We start from the raw sequence: 24438 nt of genomic DNA, 5'->3' as shown, positions 1-24438 counted from the left end.
AATGCTTTTGATAGTTTGGGAGAAGCATATGAAGCTATTGGAGATAAAGTAAATTCTATTATTAATTACAAAAAACTTTATCACTAAATCATAACAATGAAAACGCAATAAGAAAAATAGACAGTTTAAGCAAGAATTAGATTGTACAATAAATTATATCGAATTAAACAAATTAATAACTATAAGCTTATTTTGTATTTTAAAAAAATAGAATAATCAATTGTCCTAGTTAAACTTTGTTACCTGACTAACTAAAAACACCAAGAAATATTTATAACTGAAATAGGTGTTTTAAACTTTTGACATCTATATTGACCATAAAAAACTACACACAACACCTTATATAATTAATTGCTAGTGCTGGTATACTTACGAAAATCCTCGCGGATTTTCTATTCGGTTTTTATTTGCTAAATTAGTTGCTTAAAACACACAACAAACCATATACAACAACGTTAAAAACATAACTATATGAAAAAATTTGGAAAGACCATTAAGAAGAACTAAGCTAAAAAATAGCCTTAAGAAGTGTATCTTTAATATCAGTTTAGTCTAATTAAGAAAACCTTTCTAAATCAATCTTCATTTCCCCAAGGTGCGCTTGGAGTTTTCACTTCATTAGTTAGGTCAAATTTCACAGAAAAGAATCTATCGCTTCCTATTCTACGTAAATTATACGTAAAGCTGGTTGTATCAATAGTAACCCACCAAACATTATGAGAAGCATAGGAAATTAAATCTGCTGTTTGTTGATCCGCTGGAAAAAATTGAACATTTGCCAATCCTGTATTTGGACTTAGACCACCGTATTGTGTAATTGTATCTTCAGAACCATCTTTATGTCGATGATCGTGTTTTAAACGAATTAACTTCTTATCTGTCATCGTAAAAACCCATGTTCTAGATTTATCTTCTCCAACAAAAAAAGGAACTCTAATTGTTTTGTCTTTACAAGAACGAACATGCATCACTAATTTTTCTCCTACAAAACCATCGCCTTCTTTTCCTCCGGCAACAATTTCTCCTTCATAAGATTTTCCGCAATGTTCTTTTAACGTATTCCAGAATACTTCTGAATTAGCTGGTTGTTGTGCAAAAACACTTACTGGAAATAAAAGCAAAATCAATAGTTTCTTCATGATGTATCATTTAAATAAGTTCAACAATATAAATTAAAAAAATGAATTAAAAGCATTCGTTTAGAAGCAAAAAAAACGCCTCACAAATGTGAGGCGTTTCATTAAACACTTAAATATATTTTCAAGCAATTAAGCTTGTGCTAACACTTCTTGTACTTTATCTGCAGCTTCTTGAAATTCTGTAGCAGAAATAATTTTCATTCCGCTATTATCAATTAGTTGTTTTGCTTCAACAGCGTTTGTTCCTTGCAATCTACAAATAATAGGCACATTAATTTTGTCTCCCATATTTTTGTAGGCATCTACAACTCCTTGCGCTACTCTATCACAACGTACAATTCCGCCAAAAATATTTACTAAAATTGCTTTTACGTTTTTGTCTTTTAAGATAATTCCGAAAGCAGTTTCTACACGTTGTGCATCTGCCGTTCCACCAACATCTAAAAAGTTTGCAGGTTCTCCACCAGCTTGTTTAATTAAATCCATTGTTCCCATTGCCAAACCAGCTCCGTTTACCATACATCCAACATTACCATCTAAATCAACATAATTTAAACCAGCGGCATTTGCTTCTACTTCAATCGGATTTTCTTCACGTAAATCTCTCATCAAAGCATAATCTTTATGTCTAAACAACGCATTGTCATCTAAAGTAACTTTCGCATCAACTGCTAAAATTTTAGAATCTGATGTTTTTAATACCGGATTGATTTCAAACATAGAAGAATCAGAACCGATGTATGCTTTGTATAAAGCAGTCACAAATTTTGTCATTTCTTTTAAAGCAACACCAGACAATCCTAGGTTGAACGCTATTTTACGCGCTTGAAAAGGCATGATTCCTAATAAAGGATCAATCTCTTCAGTAAAAATTAAATGTGGTGTTTCTTCTGCCACAGTTTCAATATCCATTCCACCTTCAGTAGAATACATAATCATATTTTTACCTGTGTTTCTATTTAACAAAACAGACATATAATATTCTTCTGGTTCAGCATCACCAGGATAATAAACATCTTCACAAATTAAAACCTGGTTTACTTTTTTACCTTCTGCAGAAGTTTGTGGTGTTACCAACATCATTCCAATGATATCGTTAGAAATGCTTTCTACTTCAGATAAATTTTTTGCCAACTTAACTCCGCCGCCTTTTCCACGTCCACCTGCATGAACCTGTGCTTTCACAACGTACCAACTGGTGCCAGTTTCTACTGTTAATTGTTTTGCTGCATCTACAGCTTCTTTATGATTTTTAGCTACAATACCGCGTTGGATTTTAACGCCAAAGCTATTTAGTATTTCTTTTCCTTGATATTCGTGTAAATTCATTTTTAAGAATGTTTTTTAACGCCACAAAAATACAAATTCAAATGAGAATAACGTAGCAATTTTTATAAAATAACTCAGAAAAAAGTTGTCTTAATAAAATCATAATTTTATTAAGAAATTAACATCATTTTATGATAATTAAAATAAAACCTAAATATTTTTGCTTCTAAAACTAACTACTACAACAAATGATGATAAAAAGCACGAAACTATTATTTCTATTTTCCCTTTTTACAACTACTCTCCTTTTTTCTCAAAGCAACGCAACCAAAAAAGTACTTAATATAAAACGAAGTATCAACAAGGCACCAAAGATTGATGGCCTGCTAAACGATGATGCTTGGAAAGGGTTAGAAGTTGCTAAAGATTTTGTAATGATGGAACCCAACAACGGCGAGAAGGAAAATCCAGATTACAGAACAGAAGTAAAAGTATTGTATGACGATGAAGCTATTTATGTGTCTGCAATGATGTTTGACCCAAATCCTTCTAAAATAGCAAGCGAATTTACAAGTAGAGATAATGATGGCCAGGCGGATCTTTTTTCTTTAATCTTAAACCCAAATAATGATGGTGTAAATGCAACTTCTTTTGATGTAATGATTACAGGAACACAGTTAGACGCGAAAGTTTCTGATAGTAGAAGACCAGATAGAAGTTGGAGTGCCGTTTGGAAGAGTGCAGTAAAAACTTTAGACAATGGCTGGTCTGTTGAAATGAAAATTCCTTATTCTGCATTGCGCTTTTCTAATGAAGAAGTGCAAACTTGGGGAATTCAATTTTTAAGAAAAATAATTAACCAGAACTCGCAATACACTTGGAATCATATTGATAATACTATTGGTAAACGAACACAGTATGATGGCATTTTAAAAGGGATCCGTAATATTAATCCACCAACGCGATTAAGTTTCTATCCATATGCTTCAACTTCGGTTTCTCATTTTGATGGAGAAACAGACTTCAATCAGAATTTAGGATTGGATTTAAAATACGGAATTACAGAAAATTTTACTTTAGATTTAACCTTAGTCCCAGATTTCGGGCAAACTGCTTTTGATAATGTTACTTTAAATTTAGGCCCGTTTGAACAACGCTTTAACGAACAAAGACAGTTTTTTACAGAAGGAACAGAATTATTTAACAAAGGTAGAATGTTCTACTCAAGAAGAATAGGAAATAGACCAGTTGGGTATTACGATGCTGAAGATAATTTAGCTGCAAATGAAGAAGTTTATGAAAACCCGGATAAAGTAAACATGTTAAATGCTTTAAAGGTTTCTGGAAGAACTAAAGGTGGTTTAGGAATTGGTTTTTTTAACGCAATTACAGATAAAACCGAAGCAACCATTAAAAAAACAACAATAGCTGGAAACAGGCCTATAGACGAATATTATAAAAAAGTAACCGAACCATTTGCTAATTACAATGTATTGGTATTAGATCAACAGTTCAATCAAAATTCATCTGTAACTTTTATAAACACAAACGTGTTAAGAGAAGGAGAATTTAGAGATGCAAACGTAACTGGCCTACTATATCATTTAACAAATAAATCGAATACTTATTTTGCTGATGGCTATGTAAAAACTAGTAATATAAAAGAAAACGGAGCAACAGAAACAGGGTATGCTTTTGATTCTAGCATTGCTAAAATTGCAGGAAATTGGCAAGGAGAAATTGGATATAATTTTGAAGATGACAAATACAATTATAACGATTTAGGTTTTCAAAGAAGAAACAATCAGCAAACCTTTTATACAATGGCTAGTTATAGAATTTTACAACCCGTTGGAAAATTCAATAGCTTTATGGTTAATTTTAGATTGTTTAATAGCTTTTTATACAATCCTGGGGTTTACACTGGAAATAGCTATAGAATTGGTTTTTTCGCAAACACCAATAAACGTTTTTCTTTTGGATTAAATGCTAAAGGGAAAATAGGAAAACAAAAAGACTTCTACGAACCAAGAAGAGAAATTGCAGAGCAACGCTATTTAGAGAGAGGTTCTGAATTAGATTTTGATGGATTTATCTCTACAGATTTTAGAAAAAAGTTTGCCTTCGATTTAAAAGCTAATATTAGAAAAGTATTTAAAACAGACGAATCAAGATTTGGTTTTGAGTTTGGTCCGAGGTATCGATTTAGTAATAAAATGTCTTTAGTGTATCAATTTAAATATAGTAGTAGCAAAAACGCTATTGGTTATACAAATGATGACAATAATGATATTATTTTTGGTAAAAGAGGTTCAGATTCGTACGAAAACAGCATATCTAGCAAATATAGTTTTAGCACAAAATCTTCTTTATCATTATCATTTAGACATTATTGGCAAACTGTTAAATATAACAGTCAGTTTTACAGTTTAAATACAGACGGAACATTAGCAAATCATGCTTACACAGCAAATCATGACGTAAATTATAATAGTTGGAATTTAGATTTGAATTACTTATGGGAATTTGCTCCAGGAAGTCAGTTAACTGCTTTTTACAGAAACTCCATTTTTAATTACAACGATCAATCTTCATTGAGTTTTATCAATAATATTGATGAATTATTCAATCAGCCTGCTTTGCATACTTTTTCTATAAAATTTGTCTATTTTATTGATTACAACAATATCAAAAATATTTTTTAAACATATTTTCATAATGTTTCAAAGCCTCAATCTATTAGATTGAGGCTTTTTTTACATCTCAATACACTACTTCTACAGTTGATTACATTGCATTTTATTTAGAACTCTTCAATAAATAGTTTTGAGTTGTTAAACCATTTTAAGATTTAATTAACAAACCTAACTGTGACATTTTATTTTTTAAGAAGTCTTTACGGTATCAATCAAAACAAAAAATAATGAAATTACGATTCATCTCACTAGTAGCACTCTTAGTTTTCCAAACGACATTTTCTCAATCAAAAACACAAGGCAAGAAAAAACGAAAAAAAGTATCTGCAACAAGAATTACAACACCTCCAAAAATTGATGGTATTCTAAATGATGATGCCTGGAAAAATGCTGAATTAATTAAAGATTTTGTTGTCTTTAGACCAGACAATGGTAAAAAAGTTTCTAATGAATACAGAACAATTGTAAAAGTTATTTACAACGACGACGCCATTTATATTTCTGCAATGTTACATGATCCAAATCCTGATAAAATTCCAATGCAATTTGCAACAAGAGATAATTTTAGTCAAGCAGATTTCTTTTTAGCAACTATAAATCCAAATGATGATGGGCAGAATCCTTTTGAATTTGTTGTACAAAGTACCGGAAATCAAGGAGATTCAAAAGTTTCAAATGGACAAGAAGATTTTAATTGGAGCGCCGTTTGGCAAAGTGCCGCTAAAGTAAATGATAAAGGTTGGGCTGTAGAAATGAAAATCCCCTACTCTGCTTTACGGTTTGCAAATGCTCCAGTACAACATTGGGGATTCAATTTTCACAGAAGATTAGAGAGATTAAATGAACAACATACGTGGACACATATTGATAATGCGGTAGGAAGATGGACACAACATGATGGATTGGTTGAAAATTTAAAAAACATCAAACCTCCAACACGATTAGGGTTGTATCCGTATGCTTCTGCCATCACAGAGTCTTACGACGGAACATCTACAAATGATTGGAGTGTTGGATTGGATTTAAAATACGGATTGTCTGAAAACTTTACTTTAGACGCTACTTTAATTCCAGATTTTAGTCAAGCCGGTTTTGATAATGTTGAATTAAATTTAGGGCCGTTTGAGCAACAATTTGCAGAACAAAGACAGTTTTTTACTGAAGGAACAGAGTTGTTCAACAAAGGAAGATTGTTTTATTCTAGAAGAATTGGGAGTTCTCCAATAGATCAATTTGATGTAGCAAGTCAATTAAATGCCAATGAAGAGATTATAGACAATCCAGAAAAAGTAACCATGCTTAATGCCATTAAAATTTCTGGAAGAACAAAAAATGGTTTAGGAATAGGTTTTTTTAACGCAATTACAGGAAAAACAGAAGCAACTATTAGAGACAATAGTAACGGCACTACTAGAAAAGTTGAAACTAGTCCGTTTTCAAATTACAATATTTTAGTAGTAGATAAACAGTTCAATCAAAATTCTGCAATCACTTTAATAAACACAAATGTTACAAGAAGTGGAGATTTTAGAGATGCAAATACCACTGGTTTACTTTGGCATTTAGAAACAAAAGATAGCAAATACAATGTAGATGGTTCTGTAAAAATGAGCAATATTTTTGATGATGTTAACAACCCAAATACTGGATATACTTTTGATACTAGTTTTGGTAAAAATTCTGGAAAATGGAATTGGGAAATCGGATATAATTTTGAGGACGAAAATTTCAATCCAAATGATATGGGAATTTTATTCAGTAATAACGAACAACAAATTTATGGAAACGCAGGTTTTAGAACTTTAAAACCAGAAGGGATTTTTAATCGATATAATTTTAATTTTTATAATAATTTACAATACCAATATGATTCAGGAACATACACAGGTTATCAAGCCGGATTAAACTTTAATGCAGAAACCAAAAACCGTTTTAATTTTGGAGCTAACATCAATTATGGCTCAGAAAGTAAAGATTTTAATGAGCCTAGACAAGGAAACACAAGCGGAATTTATTTTACAAGACCTGAAAGATTAAATTTTAATTCTTGGTTCAATACCAATTCTCAGAAAAAACTTGGATTAAATATGAACTTCTTTTTATCTAATTATGCTAATAATCCAAAAAACGGATTCGGTTTTGGTTTAAGTCCACGTTACCGTTTTAGCAATCAATTCTCTTTAAATTACAACTTTAACTTTAACAAAACCGTAAACGATCAAGGATATGTAGATCAAGTCGGAACAGATATTATTTTTGGAAATAGAGATAGAAAAAGTTACGTAAACTCCGTTTCTGGTAGATATAATTTCAGTACAAAATCTTCTTTATCGTTGTCTTTTAGACACTATTGGAGTTCTGTTGATTATACAAATAGCTACTTTAAATTAAATGCCGACGGAAGTTTATCTCCAGAAACATACAATAATGGTAGCGATGTAAACTTTAATAGTTGGAATTTAGATTTAAATTACATCTGGCAATTTGCTCCCGGAAGTCAATTAATTGCGTTATATCGTAATACCATTTTTAATCAAGATTCTAATTCGAGTTTAGATTTCTTTAAGAATTTAGATAATTTATTTGAGCAACCAAATCAAAATGTGTTTTCATTACGATTTGTCTATTATATAGATTACAATAAACTAAAAAATATATTTTAGATTCCATTATATATATTTTAAAAGATCTTGATGTGTAAAAGCTTCAAGGTCTTTTCTGTTTTTATATAACTTATTTTTAATACTTTCGTTGTATTGATATATAACTATGATAATTGCTAAAAACATACATAAATCTTACGGTAAGGTTAACGTTTTAAAAGGTGTTGATTTACACATAAAAAAAGGCGAAGTTGTTGCTATTGTTGGTCCGTCTGGAGCAGGAAAAACAACTTTACTACAAATAATTGGAACCTTAGACAAACCTCAATCTGATGTTAATTATGAATTGATTTTAAATGCAACTTCTTTAAAAGGGATTTCTGACAATAAAATTTCTAAATTTAGAAACCAACACATTGGTTTTATCTTTCAGTTTCATCAATTATTACCGGAGTTTACTGCGTTAGAAAATGTTTGTATTCCTGCTTTTATTGCAAAAAAAGAGAAGAAAGAAACCGAGAAAAAAGCCAAAGAGCTGTTAGATTTTTTAGGTTTAGAAGATCGATATCAACACAAACCAAACCAACTCTCTGGCGGAGAACAACAACGTGTTGCTGTTGCTAGAGCATTGATTAATAATCCGTCTGTAATTTTAGCAGATGAACCAAGCGGAAATTTAGATTCTACTTCTGCTCAAAATTTGCACGAGCTTTTTTTTAAATTAAGAGATGAATTTAATCAAACCTTTGTACTGGTAACACATAACGAAGAATTAGCTGCTATGGCAGACAGAACGTTAACAATGAAAGATGGCGTAATTATTTAAGAACTTTTTCTAATCACTAAGAATGCCATTACACAAAGCAGATTTAAAAGAATTTTTAGACGAAAAAGTGGTGTTGTACAACCATCCTAAATTTATTGAATCCGATCCAATTCAAATTCCACATCAGTTTTCTAAAAAAGAAGATATTGAAATTGCTGGATTTTTAACAGCAACAATTGCTTGGGGAAATCGGAAAATGATCATCAATAATTCCAATAAACTAATGGAATTGTTAGACAATGCTCCGTATGATTTTATAATCAATCATCAAGAATCAGATTTAAAACGATTTCAAAATTTTGTTCATAGAACGTTTAATTCGGTGGATGCAATTCAGTTTGTAAAATCTTTGCAACATATGTATCAAAACCACAACGGACTCGAGCAATCGCTTGCTGTAAAAGACAATACAGAAAATTACAGAACAGCAATTTCTAATTTTAAAACGTTATTTTTTGAAATTCCACATCAACAAAGAACACAAAAACACATTTCGGATCCTTTAAAAGGTTCGGCAGCAAAAAGAATCAATATGTTTTTACGTTGGATGGTTAGAAACGATGCTTGTGGTGTTGACTTCGGGGTTTGGAGAACACACAATCCTGCACACATTTCTTGTCCGATTGATGTACATTCTGGAAACGTTGCACGTAAATTAGGTTTGTTAAAAAGAAAACAAAACGATTGGAAAGCTGTAATTGAACTAGATAATAGTTTACGTATTCTAGATAAAAATGATCCTTCTAAATACGATTTTGCATTATTTGGTTTAGGCGTTTTTGAGAAATTTTAATTCATTAAAAAGTAAGTTTAGTTTACTTATATTTGAAAACTAATAACAGCACATGCAATTTAAACATCCAGAAATTTTATACTTTTTAGGGTTTATCATCATCCCAATTTTAGTGCATTTATTTCAATTGCAAAAATTCAAAAAAACACCTTTTACAAACGTTGCATTTTTACAAAAATTAATACTACAAACTCGCAAAAGTTCTAAGCTAAAAAAATGGCTCATTTTAGCTTCAAGAATATTGCTTTTTACTGCAATTATTATTGCTTTTTCTCAACCTTATTTTAGCGATACTAAAGCAGAAAAAAACCAACATACTTTTATTTATTTAGATACTTCTTTGAGTTTAAATGCCAAAGGAGAAAAAGGTGATTTATTACAAAACGCTATTAAAGAAATTATAGAAAATAGTTCAGAAAACGAATCGTATAGTTTGCTTACAAATTCTGATTTCTATGAGAACATCAACTCAAACGAGCTTAAAAAAACATTACTAAACATAAATCCTGAGGCGTATTTTAGAAGTTTAGAAGAGGTTTTACTGAAAATTGAAAATTTTAATAAAAATAAAATTAACACTTTACATAATTCAATATTAATTTCTGATTTTCAAAATAATACAAAAAATAAAAAAATCAATTTTACAAATGTAACATCACCTATTTCTTTTATAAAACTCCATCTATCACAAAAAAACAATCTTTCTGTTGATAGTCTTTTTATAGATCATCAAAATGATACTAATTTTACAATAACAGTTCTTGTAAAAAACCAAGGCGCTTTAAAAAACAATATTTCCATTGCGCTTTATAACAACGAATCTGTGGTGTCAAAACAAACCTTTTCTATCAAAGAAGATCAAACAAAAAGCATCTCGTTCCCGATTCAAAATCAAGTAAAAATAAACGGAAAAATTACGCTCAATAGTGATGATGCTTTTAGCTTCGATAATACGTTTTATTTTACTACAAATTCAATTAAAAAAATCAACGTTTTTAGCGTCGGAAAAAACCATCAATTCTTATCAAAAATTTACACAAAAAACGAGTTTAATTTTAGCACAAGTTCTTTACAAAATAGCAACTATAATGTATTGGAAAAACAAGAACTTATTATCTTAAATGAATTGGAAGAATTGCCAACAACTTTAAGAACTTTTTTGCAAACACATTTAAAAGAAGGAAAAAGTTTGGTGATAATTCCAAATGAAAATTTAAACATCAATTCTTACAATTCATTTTTTAGCAACATTCAAATTGGCAACATGTTTAACAAAGTAAGCGACTCATTAAAAATCACCAACATCAACTTTAAAAATCCCTTTTTTAAAAATGTGTTTTCCAAAGATGTTCAAAATTTTCAATATCCAATTGTAAAAAATTATTACACTTCTAACTTTAAACAAGCTTCTAGTTTATTAAATTTTGAAAATCAACAAGACTTCATCAATCAAATTTCTATTAAAAAAGGAAATGTGTTCTGGATTGCAAGCCCTTTAAATACTAATACCAGCAACTTTACAAGTTCTCCGTTAGTAGTTCCTGTTTTTTACAACTTTGGTAAGTTCAGCGCAAAATATCCAAAACCTTATTATACAATTGGAGCAACAAATTTTATTGATGTTGCAACCGTTTTAAAGAAAGATGAAGTTTTAACAATAAAAGACAATGTAAATTCATTTATACCGCTGCAACAATTATACTCAACAAAGGTTACCTTAGAAACTACCGATAACCCAGAAAAGCAAGGTTTATATACGGTAAACAAAGACAATATTGCCATTGAAACTATTGCTTTTAACTATAATAAGTCAGAAAGTGAGTTGACTTTTTTAAATATCAAAGAAGAAATAAAAGGCAACAAAAACCTACACTATTCTGAATCTATTGCAGCAGTTTTACAGAAAAATACAGCCAAAAATAAAGTTACTTGGCTTTGGAAATGGTTTTTAGCGTTAGCTATTGTATCTTTGGTCTTTGAAATATTGATTTTAAAATTCTTCAAACCATGAGTACGCTACTAAAATCAGCTACTATAATAGACGCTAGCAGTCAATTCAATAATCAAAAAAAAGACATTTTAATTACCGATGGCGTAATTGAAAAAATAGCAAATTCCATTTCAACAAAACCAAATTACACTGTTATAAACTTAGAAAACTTGCATGTTTCTTGTGGATGGTTTGATACAAGTGTTTCTTTCGGAGAACCAGGTTTTGAAGAAAGAGAAACCATTGTAAACGGTTTGCAAACAGCAGCAAAAAGTGGTTTTACAACCGTAGCAATCAACTCAAATACCAATCCGTTTATTGACAATAAATCTGCAGTTGAATTTTTAATCAACAAAGGAAAAGGATTTGCTACAACATTATTTCCAATTGCTTCATTAACTCAGAAAAGTGAAGGAAAAGAAATGGCAGAATTGTACGACATGCAACAATCTGGCGCCATTGCTTTTGGAGATTATAATAAATCAATTGCGAATGACAATTTGATGAAAGTTGCTCTGTTGTACGCTCAAAATTTTGACGGATTAATCATCAATTTCCCAAAAAACAACTCAATTGCAGCCGAAGGGTTGGCAAACGAAGGCAACAACAGCACAAAGTTAGGGTTGAAAGGAATTCCTGCTTTAGCAGAACATTTACAAATTGCAAGAGACTTATTCTTGTTAGAATATACTGGCGGCAAATTACATATTCCCACAATTTCTACAGCAGCATCTGTACAATTAATTAAAGAAGCAAAAAAGAAAGGATTACATGTGACTTGTAGTGTAAGCGCGCATCATTTAACACTAACGGATGACGAACTGCACGGATTTGACAGCAATGTAAAAGTTACACCACCTTTAAGAACCCAAAAAGACTGTAAAGCGTTGATAAAAGGTGTAAAAGACGGAATTATAGACATTATTACATCTGATCACAATCCGATAGACATTGAACATAAAAAAGTGGAATTTAGCGCAGCAAAAGACGGAACAATCGGCTTAGAAAGTTGTTTTGGCGCTGTAAATTCGGTTTTAACTTTAGAAGAAAGCATTGAAGCCTTAACCACAAAACCTCGTGCCATATTTGATTTAGAAACAATTTCTATAAGCGTTGGCGAAAAGGCAGAAATCAGCTTATTCAATCCAGAATTAAATTACACGTTTGCTAAAGGAAACATCCTATCAACTTCTAAAAACGCTGCATTCTTAGGAAAAAAACTTAACGGAAAAGCGTACGGAATCTTTGCAAACAACAAATTGGTTATCCATTAAATTTTATGAAATCAACATTACATTATATTGTTCGTCAACCAAAAACTGAACAAGAAAATCCACCTTTATTAATTTTATTACACGGTTACGGAAGCAACGAAGAAGATTTGTTTTCTTTTGCATCAGAATTACCAGATAAATTATTAATTGTTAGTGCACGAGCTCCGTTTGACATGAGTTTTGGAGGTTTTTCTTGGTATGAAATCACATTAGATGCCAATGACGAAAAGTTCTCTAATTTAGACGAAGCAAGACAATCTTTAACCAAAATTGCAACCTTTATAGATGATATAAAAGCAACCTATAAAACCGATCCAAATAACACCTTTTTATTAGGATTTAGTCAAGGTGCCATTTTAAGTTACGCGTTGAGTTTAAATTTTCCGAATAAAGTAAATCACGTTATTGCATTGAGCGGTTACATCAACACAGAATTAGTTCCTGCTTCGGTTTCTGATTTAAATATTACTACAGATTATTATATTTCTCACGGAACAGTAGATCAGGTTTTACCAGTTGATTGGGCAAGAAAAGCGCCAATTTATTTATCTGAAAATAACTTACAAAATGTATATTCTGAATATCCTGTTGGACACGGAGTTGCACCACAAAATTTTTACAGTTTTAAGTCTTGGATTATAGCCCGTTTGTAAGAATAAATTCTAAATATTTTTTAGGTAACTTAGCTTTATCATTAAAAAAATCAAATGTCTCTCTTATTCAAACAAATTTTCCTATTTCTAATATTTTTAGGCTCAATTACCACACGAGCTCAATCTGTAAATGAATTAATCAACCAAGTTAGTACCAATAATTTAAATATATTAATCAATGAATTTTCGGGAGAAGTTACTAGTATTGTTGGTGGAAATAGTGTTACAATAAAAAATAGAGTAAGTAGTTTAGGAAATAATTTAGCTGCAGATTATTTAAAACAAAAACTAAATAGTTATGGTAATTTAAATGTAGTTAAAAATAATTATAGCGCAACAGGAAGAAATATTATTGCTACCCAAACCGGAACTACAAATCCAAATAATGTATATATTATAAGCGCTCATTATGATTCTGTAGCAAATTATTCTGCAGATGATAATGCAACAGGAACAGCTGCTGTTTTAGAAACTGCAAGAATACTTTCTAATTATTGTATTGAAAACACCATTATTTACGCTCTTTGGGATGAAGAAGAGGAAGGATTAATCGGCTCTAAAAATTATGCTGCAGATGCAAGACTAAAAAACAAAAACATTTTAGGTGTTATCAATTTAGATATGATTGGCTATGATAAAGATCAAAATAACAACATTCCTATTCACACTAAAAATGTAGCAAACTCATTAGTTTTAAAAGATGATATTTTAACAATCTTAAACACTCATAAAACTATTGGCTTAACTCCAACTATTGTAAACCCAGGAATTGACCTAAGTGATCATGCCAGTTTCTGGAACAACAATTATACATCAATAATGCTTTCTGAAGCAACAACAACTCAAGATTTAACTCCTCATTATCACACGGCAGAGGATCGAGTAAGCACATTAGATCTTGAATATTTTTATAAAATATCAAGATTATTAGTAGCAATTACAGCTACCAAAGCAAATCTAATCAATAGTAATTCTTGTTCTTTAAACGTAAATGATTTTAAACTGAATAAAGTAAAAATATATCCAAATCCTGCAAAAAATTTAATTACGATAAGACTAAAAAGCAACGAACAAAACACACTAAAAATAAGTAGTTTAACAAATCAATTAATACATTTTGAAAAGTTAAATCAAAAAGAAACGTTCATAAATATTTCTTCATTAGCAAAAGGAATTTACATTCTAAAAATTGAAAACAAAAATGGGTTTATTGTAAAAAAATTTATAAAAAAATAAAATTTTACACTTCAATTTTCAAACCATCATAAGCCAAAAACACATTTTTGGGCAATGTTTTTTCAACTTCATCATGAAAACCTAATTTGTGACTGATATGAGAAAAGTATGCCCGCTTCGGATTAATTTCTTTAACAAATTCTATAGCATCTTTTAAATTAAAATGTGTTGGATGCGATTCTTGGCGCAATGCATTTACAACCAAAACTTTTACCCCTTTTAGTTTCTCTTTTTCTGCTTCAGAAATTGTTTTCACATCTGTTAAATAAGCAAAATTGCCAAAACGATAACAAGTTACCGGCAACCTTCCATGCAAAACTTCTATGGGTGTAACTTCTACCCCATCTAAATAAAAAGCAGTGTCATGTACAATATTTACAGCAACTCTTGCCGCTCCTGGATACCTATTTTCTGTAGCAAAAATATATTCAAATCGTTGTTCTAAGCTTTTTAATGTTCTTTGATCCACATAAATGGGCACTTCTCCAATTTGATAACTAAAGGGCCTTATATCATCTAAACCGGCTGTGTGGTCAGAATGTTCGTGTGTAAATAAAATTCCGTTAATGCTTTGTACATTTTCTCGCAACATTTGTGCTCTAAAATCTGGACCACAATCAACAATATAGTTTGTATCGTTCCATGAAACCATTACCGAAGACCGCAAACGTTTGTCTTTTATATTTTCAGACAAACAAACTGGGTGATTATTTGCAATCATTGGTATTCCTTGTGAAGTTCCTGTTCCTAAAAAAGTAATTTTCATAAGCGATAAAAAGTGTACTATTTGTACACAAAAATAAGATAATATTTGACTTGAAAAACTTAATTTCACTACATTTGTTTTATAAAATTTTATCAATGGGAATTACGCTAAAAGGAGATCAAAAAATTACCGCAGTACCTTCAACAAAAAGCAAATCGCTACGAGTTAATTTAAATGCACACATTTATGGAACATTTGCAGAAATAGGTGCTGGACAAGAAACGGTACGTAATTTTTTTAGAGCTGGTGGAGCTTCAGGAACTATTGCAAAAGCAATGAGCGCTTATGATAAAGATTTTTCTGATGCTATTTATGGAGTTGAATCTGACAATCGATATGTAACTGAGCCTCGATTAAAAACCATGCTTACTCATGAAATTGATTTGATTGAAGAGCGTTTGAGTAGAAAAAAACACCCAGACAAATTATTTTTTAGTTACGCCAATACTGTTGCAACAATAAATTTTAGTAAAAAATTTAAAGGCCATGGTTGGGTTGGAGTTCGTTTTCAATTAGATCCTTTAGAGGATTACAACGAAATCGTATTGCATATTCGTTTTAAAGAAACCGATGCTCGTTTGCAACAAGAAACCTTAGGTATTTTAGGTGTAAACTTAATTTACGGCGCGTTTTACATGAACGACAATCCGAAAGAGTTGGTAAAATCTTTTTATGACAATTTGAGCAAAGATCAATTAGAAATTGACATGGTTAATTTTTCTGGACCACGTTTTATGTATGTTGACAATCGTTTGATGAGCTTACAACTGGTTAAAAACGGAATGACAAATGCTGTTATGTTTGATTCTGACGGACGTAATTTACTGCCTGCACAAGTTTTATATAAAAAGAATATCTTGGCTTTACGTGGTAGTTTTAGACCCGTAACCAAGGTAAATATGGATATGTACGAGAAATCTAAAGAACTCTTTTTTAGTGAACGTAAAGTAGATCCAAAAAATTCACAGATTATTTTTGAAATTACACTGGCAAACTTAAGAGCTGAAGGTGAAATTAATGAACGAGATTTCTTAGATAGAGCCGAATTACTATGTTCTCTTGGTCAAAATGTAATGATAACAAATTTTCAAGAATATTATAAATTAGTAGAATATTTTAGTGAATTTACCAAAGAAAGAATGGCTTTGGCTATGGGTGTTTATAATCTAATACAGATTTTTGACGAAAAATACTATCGCAATGTTAGTGGTGGAATTTTAGAAGCTTTTGGGAAACTTTTTTACAGAGATTTAAAAGTATATATGTATCCCTATAAAGATGAAGAAACAGGAGAATATATTACAAGTGAAAATCTAAAAGTACACCCTAGAACTAAAGAATTGTACAAGTTCTTTAAACACAACGGAAAACTGATAGACATTAAAGATTACAACCCAGAAATACTACACATTTTTTCTAGAAGGGTATTAAAAATGATTACTAGTAACCAAACTGGATGGGAAAAAATGTTGCCAGAAGGGATTGCAGAATTGATAAAAAAAGATAGACTTTTTGGGTATATAAAAAGAAAAAAGGCGGCAAAATAGTTTTTATTTTAAACCTTTTTACATTCTTATTGTCTAAAACAAAAACAACTAGTTGGTAGACGAAATAAACTTTATAGGACAGCTACAAAGCGCTCAAACCAAAGAGCAAGCATTTAAAAAGCTTGTGGCTACATATAAAGAACGTTTGTATTGGCATATTCGTAAGATTGTGGTTTCTCATGATGATGCTGATGATGTTTTACAAAATACCTTTATCAAAATTTTTAGAGGTATTGATAATTTTAAACAAGAAAGTCAACTTTTTTCTTGGATGTACAGAATCGCCACAAACGAATCAATTAGTTTTATCAATAAAAGAGCAAAAGAACAAAATGTTGACATTGCTGATTATCAACATAGTTTAACATCTAATTTAGACAGCGATCTTCATTTTGATGGAGATCAAATTCAACTGATATTACAAAAAGCAATAAAAACGTTGCCAACAAAACAACAATTGGTGTTTAATATGAAGTATTTTGATGAGTTAAAATACAAAGAAATATCGGAAATATTGGAAACATCTGAAGGAGCTTTAAAAGCATCTTATTTTCATGCTGTAAAAAAAATTGAAGATTATATAAAAAATAATGCACACTAATTAAACCTTTTAAAGACTTTATAGTCTAAGAATTAAATGGATACAAAAAACAAATATAGTTTAGAATACATTAAGAGTATTACTCAGAATAAAAGCGGGTTTTCTACACCAGAAAATTACTTTGATTCTGTAGAAGATGCTGTATTTTCTAAAATAACCGAGCAGTTTTTTTCTAAAGAAAATGCGTTTACTGCTCCAAAAAACTATTTTGAAAATTTTGAAGATTCATTATTCTCTAAAATTGATTTCCCTAAGAAAGAAGTAAAAGTAATTTCATTAAAATCTAGATTGCTACAAATAATTCCTGCCGCAGCCGCTGCAAGTGTTTTACTTTTTATTGGTCTAAATTACTTTTCGTTTTCAGATACCACCTCTTTTGATTCTATTTCTTCAGAAGAATTAGAGAATTGGTTAGACGAGAGTTACACAAACAACGCTTCATCAACAGTTAATTTTGTGGATGCAGATTTTAAAGATAGTAATGTGCTAGAAGAAGATACATCTATAAAAGATGAAGATATACTAGAATATTTAAACTCTATAGATAATGTTACATTATTAACAGAAATAGAATCGTAATGAATAAAAAAACCTACATATTTACATTAATTTTCTCGCTACTAATAAGTGCGCAACTATTTTCACAAGAAAGAGGAAGCAATCAAAAAATTAAAGCGTTAAAGGTTTCATATATTACCGAAAAACTAGCGTTAACATCACAAGAAGCTTCTAAGTTTTGGCCTGTATATAACAAGTTCGAAAAAGAACGCTACCAGCTATATCATGTCGAGAGAGCTGAAATGAAGAAAAAAATTGATGGCTTAGGAGGAATTGATAAACTTACAGAAAAACAAGCTGAAGCTTTCACAAAAGATATGCTTGCTTTAGAAAAATTAGATTACGAAACTAATGTTAGGTATCAGAGCGCACTTAAAAAAGTAATCTCATATAAGAAAATTGTAAAACTACAAATGGTAGAAAGAGACTTTAACAGACAACTCTTTAGAAGATACAAAAACCGAAAATCAAAGGATAAAAAATAAATATTTACACATAAAAAAGGAGAACTAATTAGTTCTCCTTTTTTTTACTTTTTATCTATTAACGCTAAGCAAACAAATAATTCTGGTTTATTAGATGTAAATTGCTTAATCCAAATTGTCAACTCATTTACTTCATGAGGTAACAACCTATTGAGTGCTTTTTCTAGCTCTTTACAGAATAAATCTGCGCTAAAGCTCACTTTTTTTAGTACTGTTTTAGTGTACTCAAACATTGCTCTTGCCATACTTATTATAAGGTATTATCAAGTTAAACGATTGAACTTTCATATTAGTATTAAACTAGTATAAATATACAAAAAAAAATCATCTTTTTTCAAAGATGATTTTATAAAAATACGTTAAATAATAACGTTATATTTTGTTCAATTTTTCTACCAAAGCGTTTGCTTTAGCCTCTAACTCAACATTAATTGCTTTATAATGAGCTCTTTTATTTTCAACACCTTTAGCATGTACTTTTTCAATTAACATGTCAAAAGACTCAATTGCTTCATCTATAATAGCTTCTGTTTTCTTTGAGCTTGCTGGAGTTAACATTTGAGCGATATAACACTCTTCAATAATATCTCCTAAAGTATAATTAATATCTTTTTTTAAATTTTTTACGCTTGCCATAATCTTCTTTTATTTTGGATGCAAATTTACTATAAATTATTGATTTAAAACCTAATAATTATATTACATTTTTTCATACATCGCTCTTAACTTTTCTCTTGTGATTGTTTTTTGCCAATCTTTCCCTAAAGCATTTTCCCATAACGGAACTAAACCTAAAGAAACATCAATCATAATATCAAACTCTTTGTCTGTTAAGTTTTTACACAATCCTTTAGGAATATGAATATTATGCTTTTTAACCATTTGTTTAAATTCTGCAACTCCTTCTGGGTAAAACTCTTCCAATTGATCAAAAACGATACAGTTACCAATTCCGTGTTTTGTTCCTAAAAGATACGAAAGTCCGTAACTCATTGCATGAGCTACACCAACTTGAGAATATGCAATACTCATTCCCCCATGCCAAGATGCCATCATTAATTTATCTTGACCATCTTCATCACGTTCATTTTTCTCTAGATACACTTCTCTACATAAATCCAATGATTTTTCTCCGTAACTCTGACTAAATGCATTTAAAAAAGTTCCTGTTAACGATTCGATACAATGAATATAACAATCCATTCCAGTATAAAACCATTGATTTGTATCAACATCTTTTGTTAATTCTGGGTCTAAAACTACTTGATCAAAAGGCGTATAATCAGAATTCATTCCTAGTTTACGTTCTGGACCAGTTAAAACTGTAGTTCTAGAGACCTCTGCTCCTGTTCCAGATATTGTTGGAATTCCTACATGATACACTCCTTGGTTTTTAACCAAATCCCAACCTTGATAATCTGCAGAACTTCCTGGATTTGTTAACATCAATGCAATTGCTTTTGCATAATCTAACATGGTTCCTCCACCAATTCCGATAATTCCAGAAGGAATTTCATCAAACTCAGCAACCAAATCATCTCTATATGCATCAACGTAAGTAGTTTTTGGCTCTTCTTCTGCACTCACATAAATAATTTTATCGTTAAAATGCAACGGAATTCTACTGATTAACCAATCGTTTCCTTTAAAAATAGCATCTACAATAAATATAAATGGCGCTTTTTCACTTACACGTTTTTCACTTAATATTTCATCTAATTGATTAAAACATCCTCTACCGAAAACTACGCGAGGAACCATTGGAAAATTTCTAAAACTCATTACTTATTAATTTAATATTAGTACAAAAATACATCAATCTAAAGAATTGAAAGTATTTCTGATAATTTTTTTACTGTTTTATAGTCTGTTGTTGATTGTTGATTGTTTGCTACTTCTTCATGCGCCCAAGTTGTATGAAATGGAACATGAATGGCTGATGCACCAATATTTACAAGTGGGAGAATATCTGATTTTAACGAGTTTCCAATCATTAATAATTGATTGGATTCGATATCTAAATGAGAAATTAATTTCTGATAATCAGCTTCTTTTTTTTCTGTCATTACTTCTATATGATGAAAGTATTGCAACAATCCTGATTTTTCTAATTTACGTTCTTGATCTAATAAATCTCCTTTTGTAGCCACAATCAATTTATACTTTCCTTGCAATGCTTTTAAAACTTTCTCAACACCGTCTAACAACTCGATTGGTTTTTCTAGCATTTCCTTACCAATCTCTAAAATCTGTGCTATTTTTTGTTGACTAATTTTATAATTTGATAATTCCAAAGCACTTTCTACCATCGATAACATGAATCCTTTTACACCATAGCCATAAATAGGAAGATTTTTGATTTCAGTTTTAAACAATTCTTGATCAATTTTATTCTCTGTTTCGTAAGCAGCTAAAAATTTTGCGAATTTGGTTTCGGCTTCTCTAAAATACGTTTCATTAACCCAAAGCGTATCGTCAGCATCAAAAGCAATTACTTGTATGTTTTTATACATTTTCTAAAGTTAAAAAACCTCATAAAGAAAATTCTTGTCTGTTCGAGCGGAGTCGAGAACTCATTAGAAGTTAAATTAATAAAACATCACGCCTTCACTCAAAGAGACAATAATCGAGAAGTTTTAATTTTCTAAATATTTTTGTGCTTTAATCAAATCTTCTGGTGTATCAATTTCGATGCCCATAAAATCTGTTTCTACCATTTTTATTTTCTTGCCATATTCTAAATAACGAATACATTCAATTTTTTCTGTAGCTTCTAAAGAACGCATTGGCAAATGATAAAAATCTAAAATAGCTTGTTTTCTAAACGCATACACGCCAATATGTTCAAAATAACGTGCGCCTGCATTTTTATCTCTTGGATACGGAATTGGAGAACGAGAAAAATACAATGCAAAATCGTGTTCATCAACAATTACTTTTACATAATTAGGATCTGTAATATCTTTCCAATCTGTAATTTCTTGCATTAACGAAGCCAAATCTATCTCGGAAGCATCTTCGCCTTTAAAAACTTCCAAAACTTTCTCTAAAGGTTCTTTCTTAACAAAAGGTTCGTCTCCTTGTACATTTACAACAATGTCTACATCTAAATTTTCTACTGCTTCGGCAATTCTATCAGAACCACATTCGTGTTCTTTAATGCTCATGATTGCTTTTCCACCAAACTTCTCCACTTCATTTTTAATGATTTCACTATCGGTAACCACATACACCTCATCAAACAAATTGGTAGCCAATGTTGCTTCATAGGTTCTAACAATTACAGGTTTACCACCTAAATCTGCCATTAATTTCCCAGGAAAACGCGTTGCTCCATAGCGAGCAGGAATCATTGCAATAATTTTCATTCTTTAAGAATTTAATTTTTAAAAATGAGATTCCTGCTTTCGCAGGAATGACAGTAATTTATAATACCGATTTAATTGCAGCAACCATATTCGCTGCTCTTTCGTTTACTTGTTCTTCTGTCCAAGATAACTTAATCAAACAAGAAATGTTTCTTGAAATGATATCATCTGATTGCGGAAATTTAGTAGTATTTAAGTCTTGCATTCCGTTCTTAATTTCTTCTGATAACGGAAACAAAGAAACTTGATCTTTTAAGTGATTCCATTTGCGCACATAATGCCAATCGTTTTCGTAATAATTCCAATAGGCATCTACGCCATGTTCTTTAAAAGCTTTTACAACTTTATCAGTCAATTCTTTAGTTTCCATAAAGAATGATAAAAATCCTGCGCTGTCTCCAGCTTCATCCGGAATTCTCCTAAAAGTTACTTCAGGAATTGTTTTTAAAGCATCTTTCAATACTTTTTTATTTTTACGTTGCGTTGCAACAAAATCATTTAAACGACGAACTTGCGCCAAACCAACAGCAGCATTTAATTCTGAAATTCTAAAATTATATCCTAAAAAGGGGTGTGATTCTGCGCCTCTATCATTACCAACATGATCATGACCGTGATCTGTATAATGATCTGCATTTATTGCTAGATTTGGATCATTTGTAACCATTGCTCCACCTTCACCACAGGTAATTGTTTTAACATAATCAAAAGAAAAACAACCAGCATCGCCAATAGTTCCAAGTTTTTTTCCTTTATAAGAACCACCAATTGCTTGACAAGCATCTTCTAATAAAATTAAATTGTGTTTGTCGCAAATTGTTTTTAACGCATCTAAATCTGCCATAGAACCACACATATGAACCGGCATTACAACCTTTGTTTTTGGTGTAATTGCAGCTTCCACAGCTTTTGGATCTAAAGTTAATGTATCGTCAATTTCTACTAAAATTGGCGTTGCTCCTGCTGCTAAAATAGATTCGAAACTAGCCACAAAAGTAAAGGTTGGCATAATTACTTCATCTCCTGCTCCAACTCCTAAAACTGCCAATGCAACATTTAAAGCAGTTGTTCCGCTACTTGTTAATTGTGCGTGTTTAACGCCTAAGTTATTTTGTAATTCTTGCTCTAATTCTTTTGCTTTCCAATGTCCGTTTCTAGCACCATCAAATCCATAACGCATTAAAACTCCGCTTTCCAATACATCGTTAACTTCTTTGCGTTCTGCATCTCCAAATAATTCAAATCCTGGCATTCTTATAAATTTTAAAATGAAGTAACAAAGATAAAAAATTAATACGGTAAATGAGTCTCAAATAACCAAGCTATTTTAACCTGTAGTTTTAACAAATAATTTAGCATTTAACAAGCTATAAATGGTCGTATAATTAAGTATCTTTGAAAAAATGAAAACTATAAAAAATATCGCTACAGCACTTCTGCAAATAATCAAGATGATTCTTTGTGATTACTTTATGTTGTGCACGGATAGAAAGATGCGAAAACAACCTATTTATGTAACAAATAGCAGTAAAAAAAGATAAATAGTATGCTATATTGTTTTTTAAAAAAAGCTGCTTTTAAGTAAAAGCACCTTTTGTATACAATGAATTTAACCTAAAGCTTGATAAAGAAATTATATAAAAATTTCTAACAATTCTGAATTTACACTTGGTTTGATGACAAACTCTTTAAAACAAGCAGGAACCAAAATAGTTTCTCCATAATTTAAAGCAATTTCACTATTATTGTGCATAAAAGTAACCGCTCCTTTTACACACATATAAATGACAAAAGAATCTTTAGCTGAGTGGTTTACCAAAATCTCTTGATCAATCAATACAATATTTGTAGTAAAATATGGGCAAGAAATAATTTCGGATGCTGTGTTTTTTTCTTTTTGATAAGTCGTTTTGTATGAGTTTTCTGCAGAATAATCAATTGCGCTTAATGCTTCATCAGTATGTAAATCTCTCTTTTTACCTTTAGAATCTGTTCTTTCCCAATCGTAAATTCTGTAGGTAATATCGGATGTTTGCTGAATTTCCGCTAACAAAACTCCAGCGCCAATTGCGTGTACTCTTCCGGTCGGAATAAAATACACATCGCCTTCAGAAACGGCATCAACATTTAAAATATCTAGCAAAGTATTATTTTTTAAATGCTTTAGATATTCTTGTTTGTTGCTTTCTTTTTGAAAACCAACAATTAAATTGGCGTTTTCATCAGCTTGCATAACATACCACATTTCTGTTTTTCCGAAAGAATTATGACGTTTTTTTGCCAACTCATCATTAGGATGTAACTGAATACTTAATGTTTCTTTTGCGTCAATAAATTTTATTAAAAGCGGAAATTTTTCTCCAAATACTGAATAATTATTTTCTCCTACTAACTCACACTTATACTTAGAGATGAGGCTTTTTAAATCAGTTCCTATTAAATTTCCATTGGCAACAATTGAAGTATCATTATCAACATCCGAAATTTCCCAACTTTCGCCAATATCTTTTTTAGTAGATTTTTTTGATAATAATTGCATCAGTTTTTCACCACCCCAAAGTTTCTCTTTTAGGATAGGTTCAAATTTTAAAAACTGATTGATTTTCATACCATCTAACTTAATGAATTTACTGC

The 24438-nt window shown here is 30.6% G+C and carries 22 protein-coding genes; 12 read left to right on the top strand and 10 right to left on the bottom strand.

Annotated features, from left to right (window positions below; all coding sequences use genetic code 11):
- Positions 1–575: 575 nt before the first annotated feature.
- Both ACEWL1_RS06390 and sucC read right to left on the bottom strand, forming a co-directional pair.
- The gene (locus ACEWL1_RS06390) at positions 576–1139 is read right to left on the bottom strand and encodes a hypothetical protein (protein ID WP_409232462.1); all 564 of its coding nucleotides are present in this window, start codon (positions 1137–1139) and stop codon (positions 576–578) included.
- A 129-nt stretch (positions 1140–1268) separates the two neighbouring features.
- On the bottom strand, positions 1269–2468 hold the full coding sequence (gene sucC, locus ACEWL1_RS06385; protein WP_409232461.1) for an ADP-forming succinate--CoA ligase subunit beta: 1200 nt from the start codon (positions 2466–2468) through the stop codon (positions 1269–1271).
- 188 nt (positions 2469–2656) lie between these two features.
- On the opposite strand from sucC, the gene ACEWL1_RS06380 reads away from it, so the two are divergent.
- The 8 genes from ACEWL1_RS06380 (at position 2657) to ACEWL1_RS06345 (ending at position 14479) form a co-directional block, all read left to right on the top strand.
- The gene (locus ACEWL1_RS06380; protein ID WP_409232460.1) at positions 2657–5113 is read left to right on the top strand and encodes a DUF5916 domain-containing protein; all 2457 of its coding nucleotides are present in this window, start codon (positions 2657–2659) and stop codon (positions 5111–5113) included.
- Positions 5114–5331: 218 nt separating this feature from the next.
- Positions 5332–7767 (top strand): DUF5916 domain-containing protein, encoded by a 2436-nt coding sequence (locus tag ACEWL1_RS06375; RefSeq protein WP_409232459.1) that lies wholly within the window; start codon positions 5332–5334, stop codon positions 7765–7767.
- A gap of 106 nt (positions 7768–7873) precedes the next feature.
- Positions 7874–8533 carry an ABC transporter ATP-binding protein gene (locus ACEWL1_RS06370; RefSeq protein WP_409232458.1) on the top strand — a complete coding sequence of 220 codons (660 nt, stop codon included), beginning with the start codon at positions 7874–7876 and terminating at the stop codon, positions 8531–8533.
- Between the two features lie 22 nt (positions 8534–8555).
- Positions 8556–9326: a TIGR02757 family protein gene (locus ACEWL1_RS06365; protein ID WP_409232457.1), complete on the top strand. Its 771-nt coding sequence runs from the start codon at positions 8556–8558 to the stop codon at positions 9324–9326.
- 52 nt (positions 9327–9378) lie between these two features.
- Entirely contained in the window at positions 9379–11337 is a 1959-nt protein-coding gene (locus tag ACEWL1_RS06360) for a BatA domain-containing protein (RefSeq protein ID WP_409232456.1), read from the top strand.
- Positions 11334–12590: a dihydroorotase gene (locus tag ACEWL1_RS06355; protein ID WP_409232455.1), complete on the top strand. Its 1257-nt coding sequence runs from the start codon at positions 11334–11336 to the stop codon at positions 12588–12590. Before ACEWL1_RS06360 ends, ACEWL1_RS06355 begins: the two co-directional genes overlap by 4 nt.
- 5 nt (positions 12591–12595) lie before the next feature.
- Complete coding sequence (locus tag ACEWL1_RS06350) at positions 12596–13243, top strand: alpha/beta hydrolase (protein WP_409232454.1); 648 nt, start codon at positions 12596–12598, stop codon at positions 13241–13243.
- A gap of 54 nt (positions 13244–13297) precedes the next feature.
- Positions 13298–14479 carry a M28 family peptidase gene (locus ACEWL1_RS06345; RefSeq protein ID WP_409232453.1) on the top strand — a complete coding sequence of 394 codons (1182 nt, stop codon included), beginning with the start codon at positions 13298–13300 and terminating at the stop codon, positions 14477–14479.
- A gap of 4 nt (positions 14480–14483) precedes the next feature.
- On the opposite strand, the gene ACEWL1_RS06340 is transcribed toward ACEWL1_RS06345, so the two are convergent.
- Positions 14484–15245 carry an MBL fold metallo-hydrolase gene (locus tag ACEWL1_RS06340; RefSeq protein ID WP_409232452.1) on the bottom strand — a complete coding sequence of 254 codons (762 nt, stop codon included), beginning with the start codon at positions 15243–15245 and terminating at the stop codon, positions 14484–14486.
- Between the two features lie 95 nt (positions 15246–15340).
- On the opposite strand from ACEWL1_RS06340, the gene ACEWL1_RS06335 reads away from it, so the two are divergent.
- Genes ACEWL1_RS06335 through ACEWL1_RS06320 form a run of 4 tightly spaced genes read left to right on the top strand, consistent with a single transcriptional unit; the run spans position 15341 to position 18436 of the window.
- Complete coding sequence (locus tag ACEWL1_RS06335) at positions 15341–16792, top strand: TonB-dependent receptor (RefSeq protein WP_409232451.1); 1452 nt, start codon at positions 15341–15343, stop codon at positions 16790–16792.
- A 52-nt stretch (positions 16793–16844) separates the two neighbouring features.
- Positions 16845–17393 carry an RNA polymerase sigma factor gene (locus ACEWL1_RS06330; protein WP_409232450.1) on the top strand — a complete coding sequence of 183 codons (549 nt, stop codon included), beginning with the start codon at positions 16845–16847 and terminating at the stop codon, positions 17391–17393.
- Positions 17394–17429: 36 nt separating this feature from the next.
- Positions 17430–17972 (top strand): hypothetical protein, encoded by a 543-nt coding sequence (locus ACEWL1_RS06325; RefSeq protein WP_409232449.1) that lies wholly within the window; start codon positions 17430–17432, stop codon positions 17970–17972.
- Positions 17972–18436 carry a sensor of ECF-type sigma factor gene (locus tag ACEWL1_RS06320; RefSeq protein ID WP_409232448.1) on the top strand — a complete coding sequence of 155 codons (465 nt, stop codon included), beginning with the start codon at positions 17972–17974 and terminating at the stop codon, positions 18434–18436. Before ACEWL1_RS06325 ends, ACEWL1_RS06320 begins: the two co-directional genes overlap by 1 nt.
- A 44-nt stretch (positions 18437–18480) precedes the next feature.
- Here ACEWL1_RS06320 and ACEWL1_RS06315 read toward each other — a convergent pair whose 3' ends face one another.
- The 7 genes from ACEWL1_RS06315 to ACEWL1_RS06285 all read right to left on the bottom strand — a co-directional run bounded on the left by ACEWL1_RS06315 (position 18481) and on the right by ACEWL1_RS06285 (position 24412).
- On the bottom strand, positions 18481–18681 hold the full coding sequence (locus ACEWL1_RS06315) for a hypothetical protein (protein ID WP_409232447.1): 201 nt from the start codon (positions 18679–18681) through the stop codon (positions 18481–18483).
- 127 nt (positions 18682–18808) lie between these two features.
- Positions 18809–19072, bottom strand: a complete 264-nt coding sequence (locus ACEWL1_RS06310) for a hypothetical protein (protein WP_409232446.1) — start codon at positions 19070–19072, stop codon at positions 18809–18811.
- A 63-nt stretch (positions 19073–19135) separates the two neighbouring features.
- Entirely contained in the window at positions 19136–20218 is a 1083-nt protein-coding gene (locus ACEWL1_RS06305; RefSeq protein WP_409232445.1) for an iron-containing alcohol dehydrogenase family protein, read from the bottom strand.
- Positions 20219–20256: 38 nt separating this feature from the next.
- Positions 20257–20949, bottom strand: coding sequence for an HAD family hydrolase (locus ACEWL1_RS06300; RefSeq protein ID WP_409232444.1), 693 nt, complete (start codon positions 20947–20949; stop codon positions 20257–20259).
- 123 nt (positions 20950–21072) lie between these two features.
- Positions 21073–21804, bottom strand: a complete 732-nt coding sequence (gene kdsB / locus ACEWL1_RS06295; protein ID WP_409232443.1) for a 3-deoxy-manno-octulosonate cytidylyltransferase — start codon at positions 21802–21804, stop codon at positions 21073–21075.
- Positions 21805–21862: 58 nt separating this feature from the next.
- Positions 21863–23056, bottom strand: coding sequence for a DegT/DnrJ/EryC1/StrS family aminotransferase (locus ACEWL1_RS06290; RefSeq protein WP_409232442.1), 1194 nt, complete (start codon positions 23054–23056; stop codon positions 21863–21865).
- A 381-nt stretch (positions 23057–23437) separates the two neighbouring features.
- Positions 23438–24412, bottom strand: a complete 975-nt coding sequence (locus tag ACEWL1_RS06285; RefSeq protein ID WP_409232441.1) for a type I phosphomannose isomerase catalytic subunit — start codon at positions 24410–24412, stop codon at positions 23438–23440.
- Positions 24413–24438: the final 26 nt, after the last annotated feature.

Origin of the sequence: Polaribacter gochangensis (assembly GCF_046224025.1) — a bacterium.
Classification (GTDB): Bacteria; Bacteroidota; Bacteroidia; order Flavobacteriales; family Flavobacteriaceae; genus Polaribacter; species Polaribacter gochangensis.
Note: the sequence above shows the minus strand (reverse complement) of the source record. Positions and strands in the feature narration are given on the sequence as shown.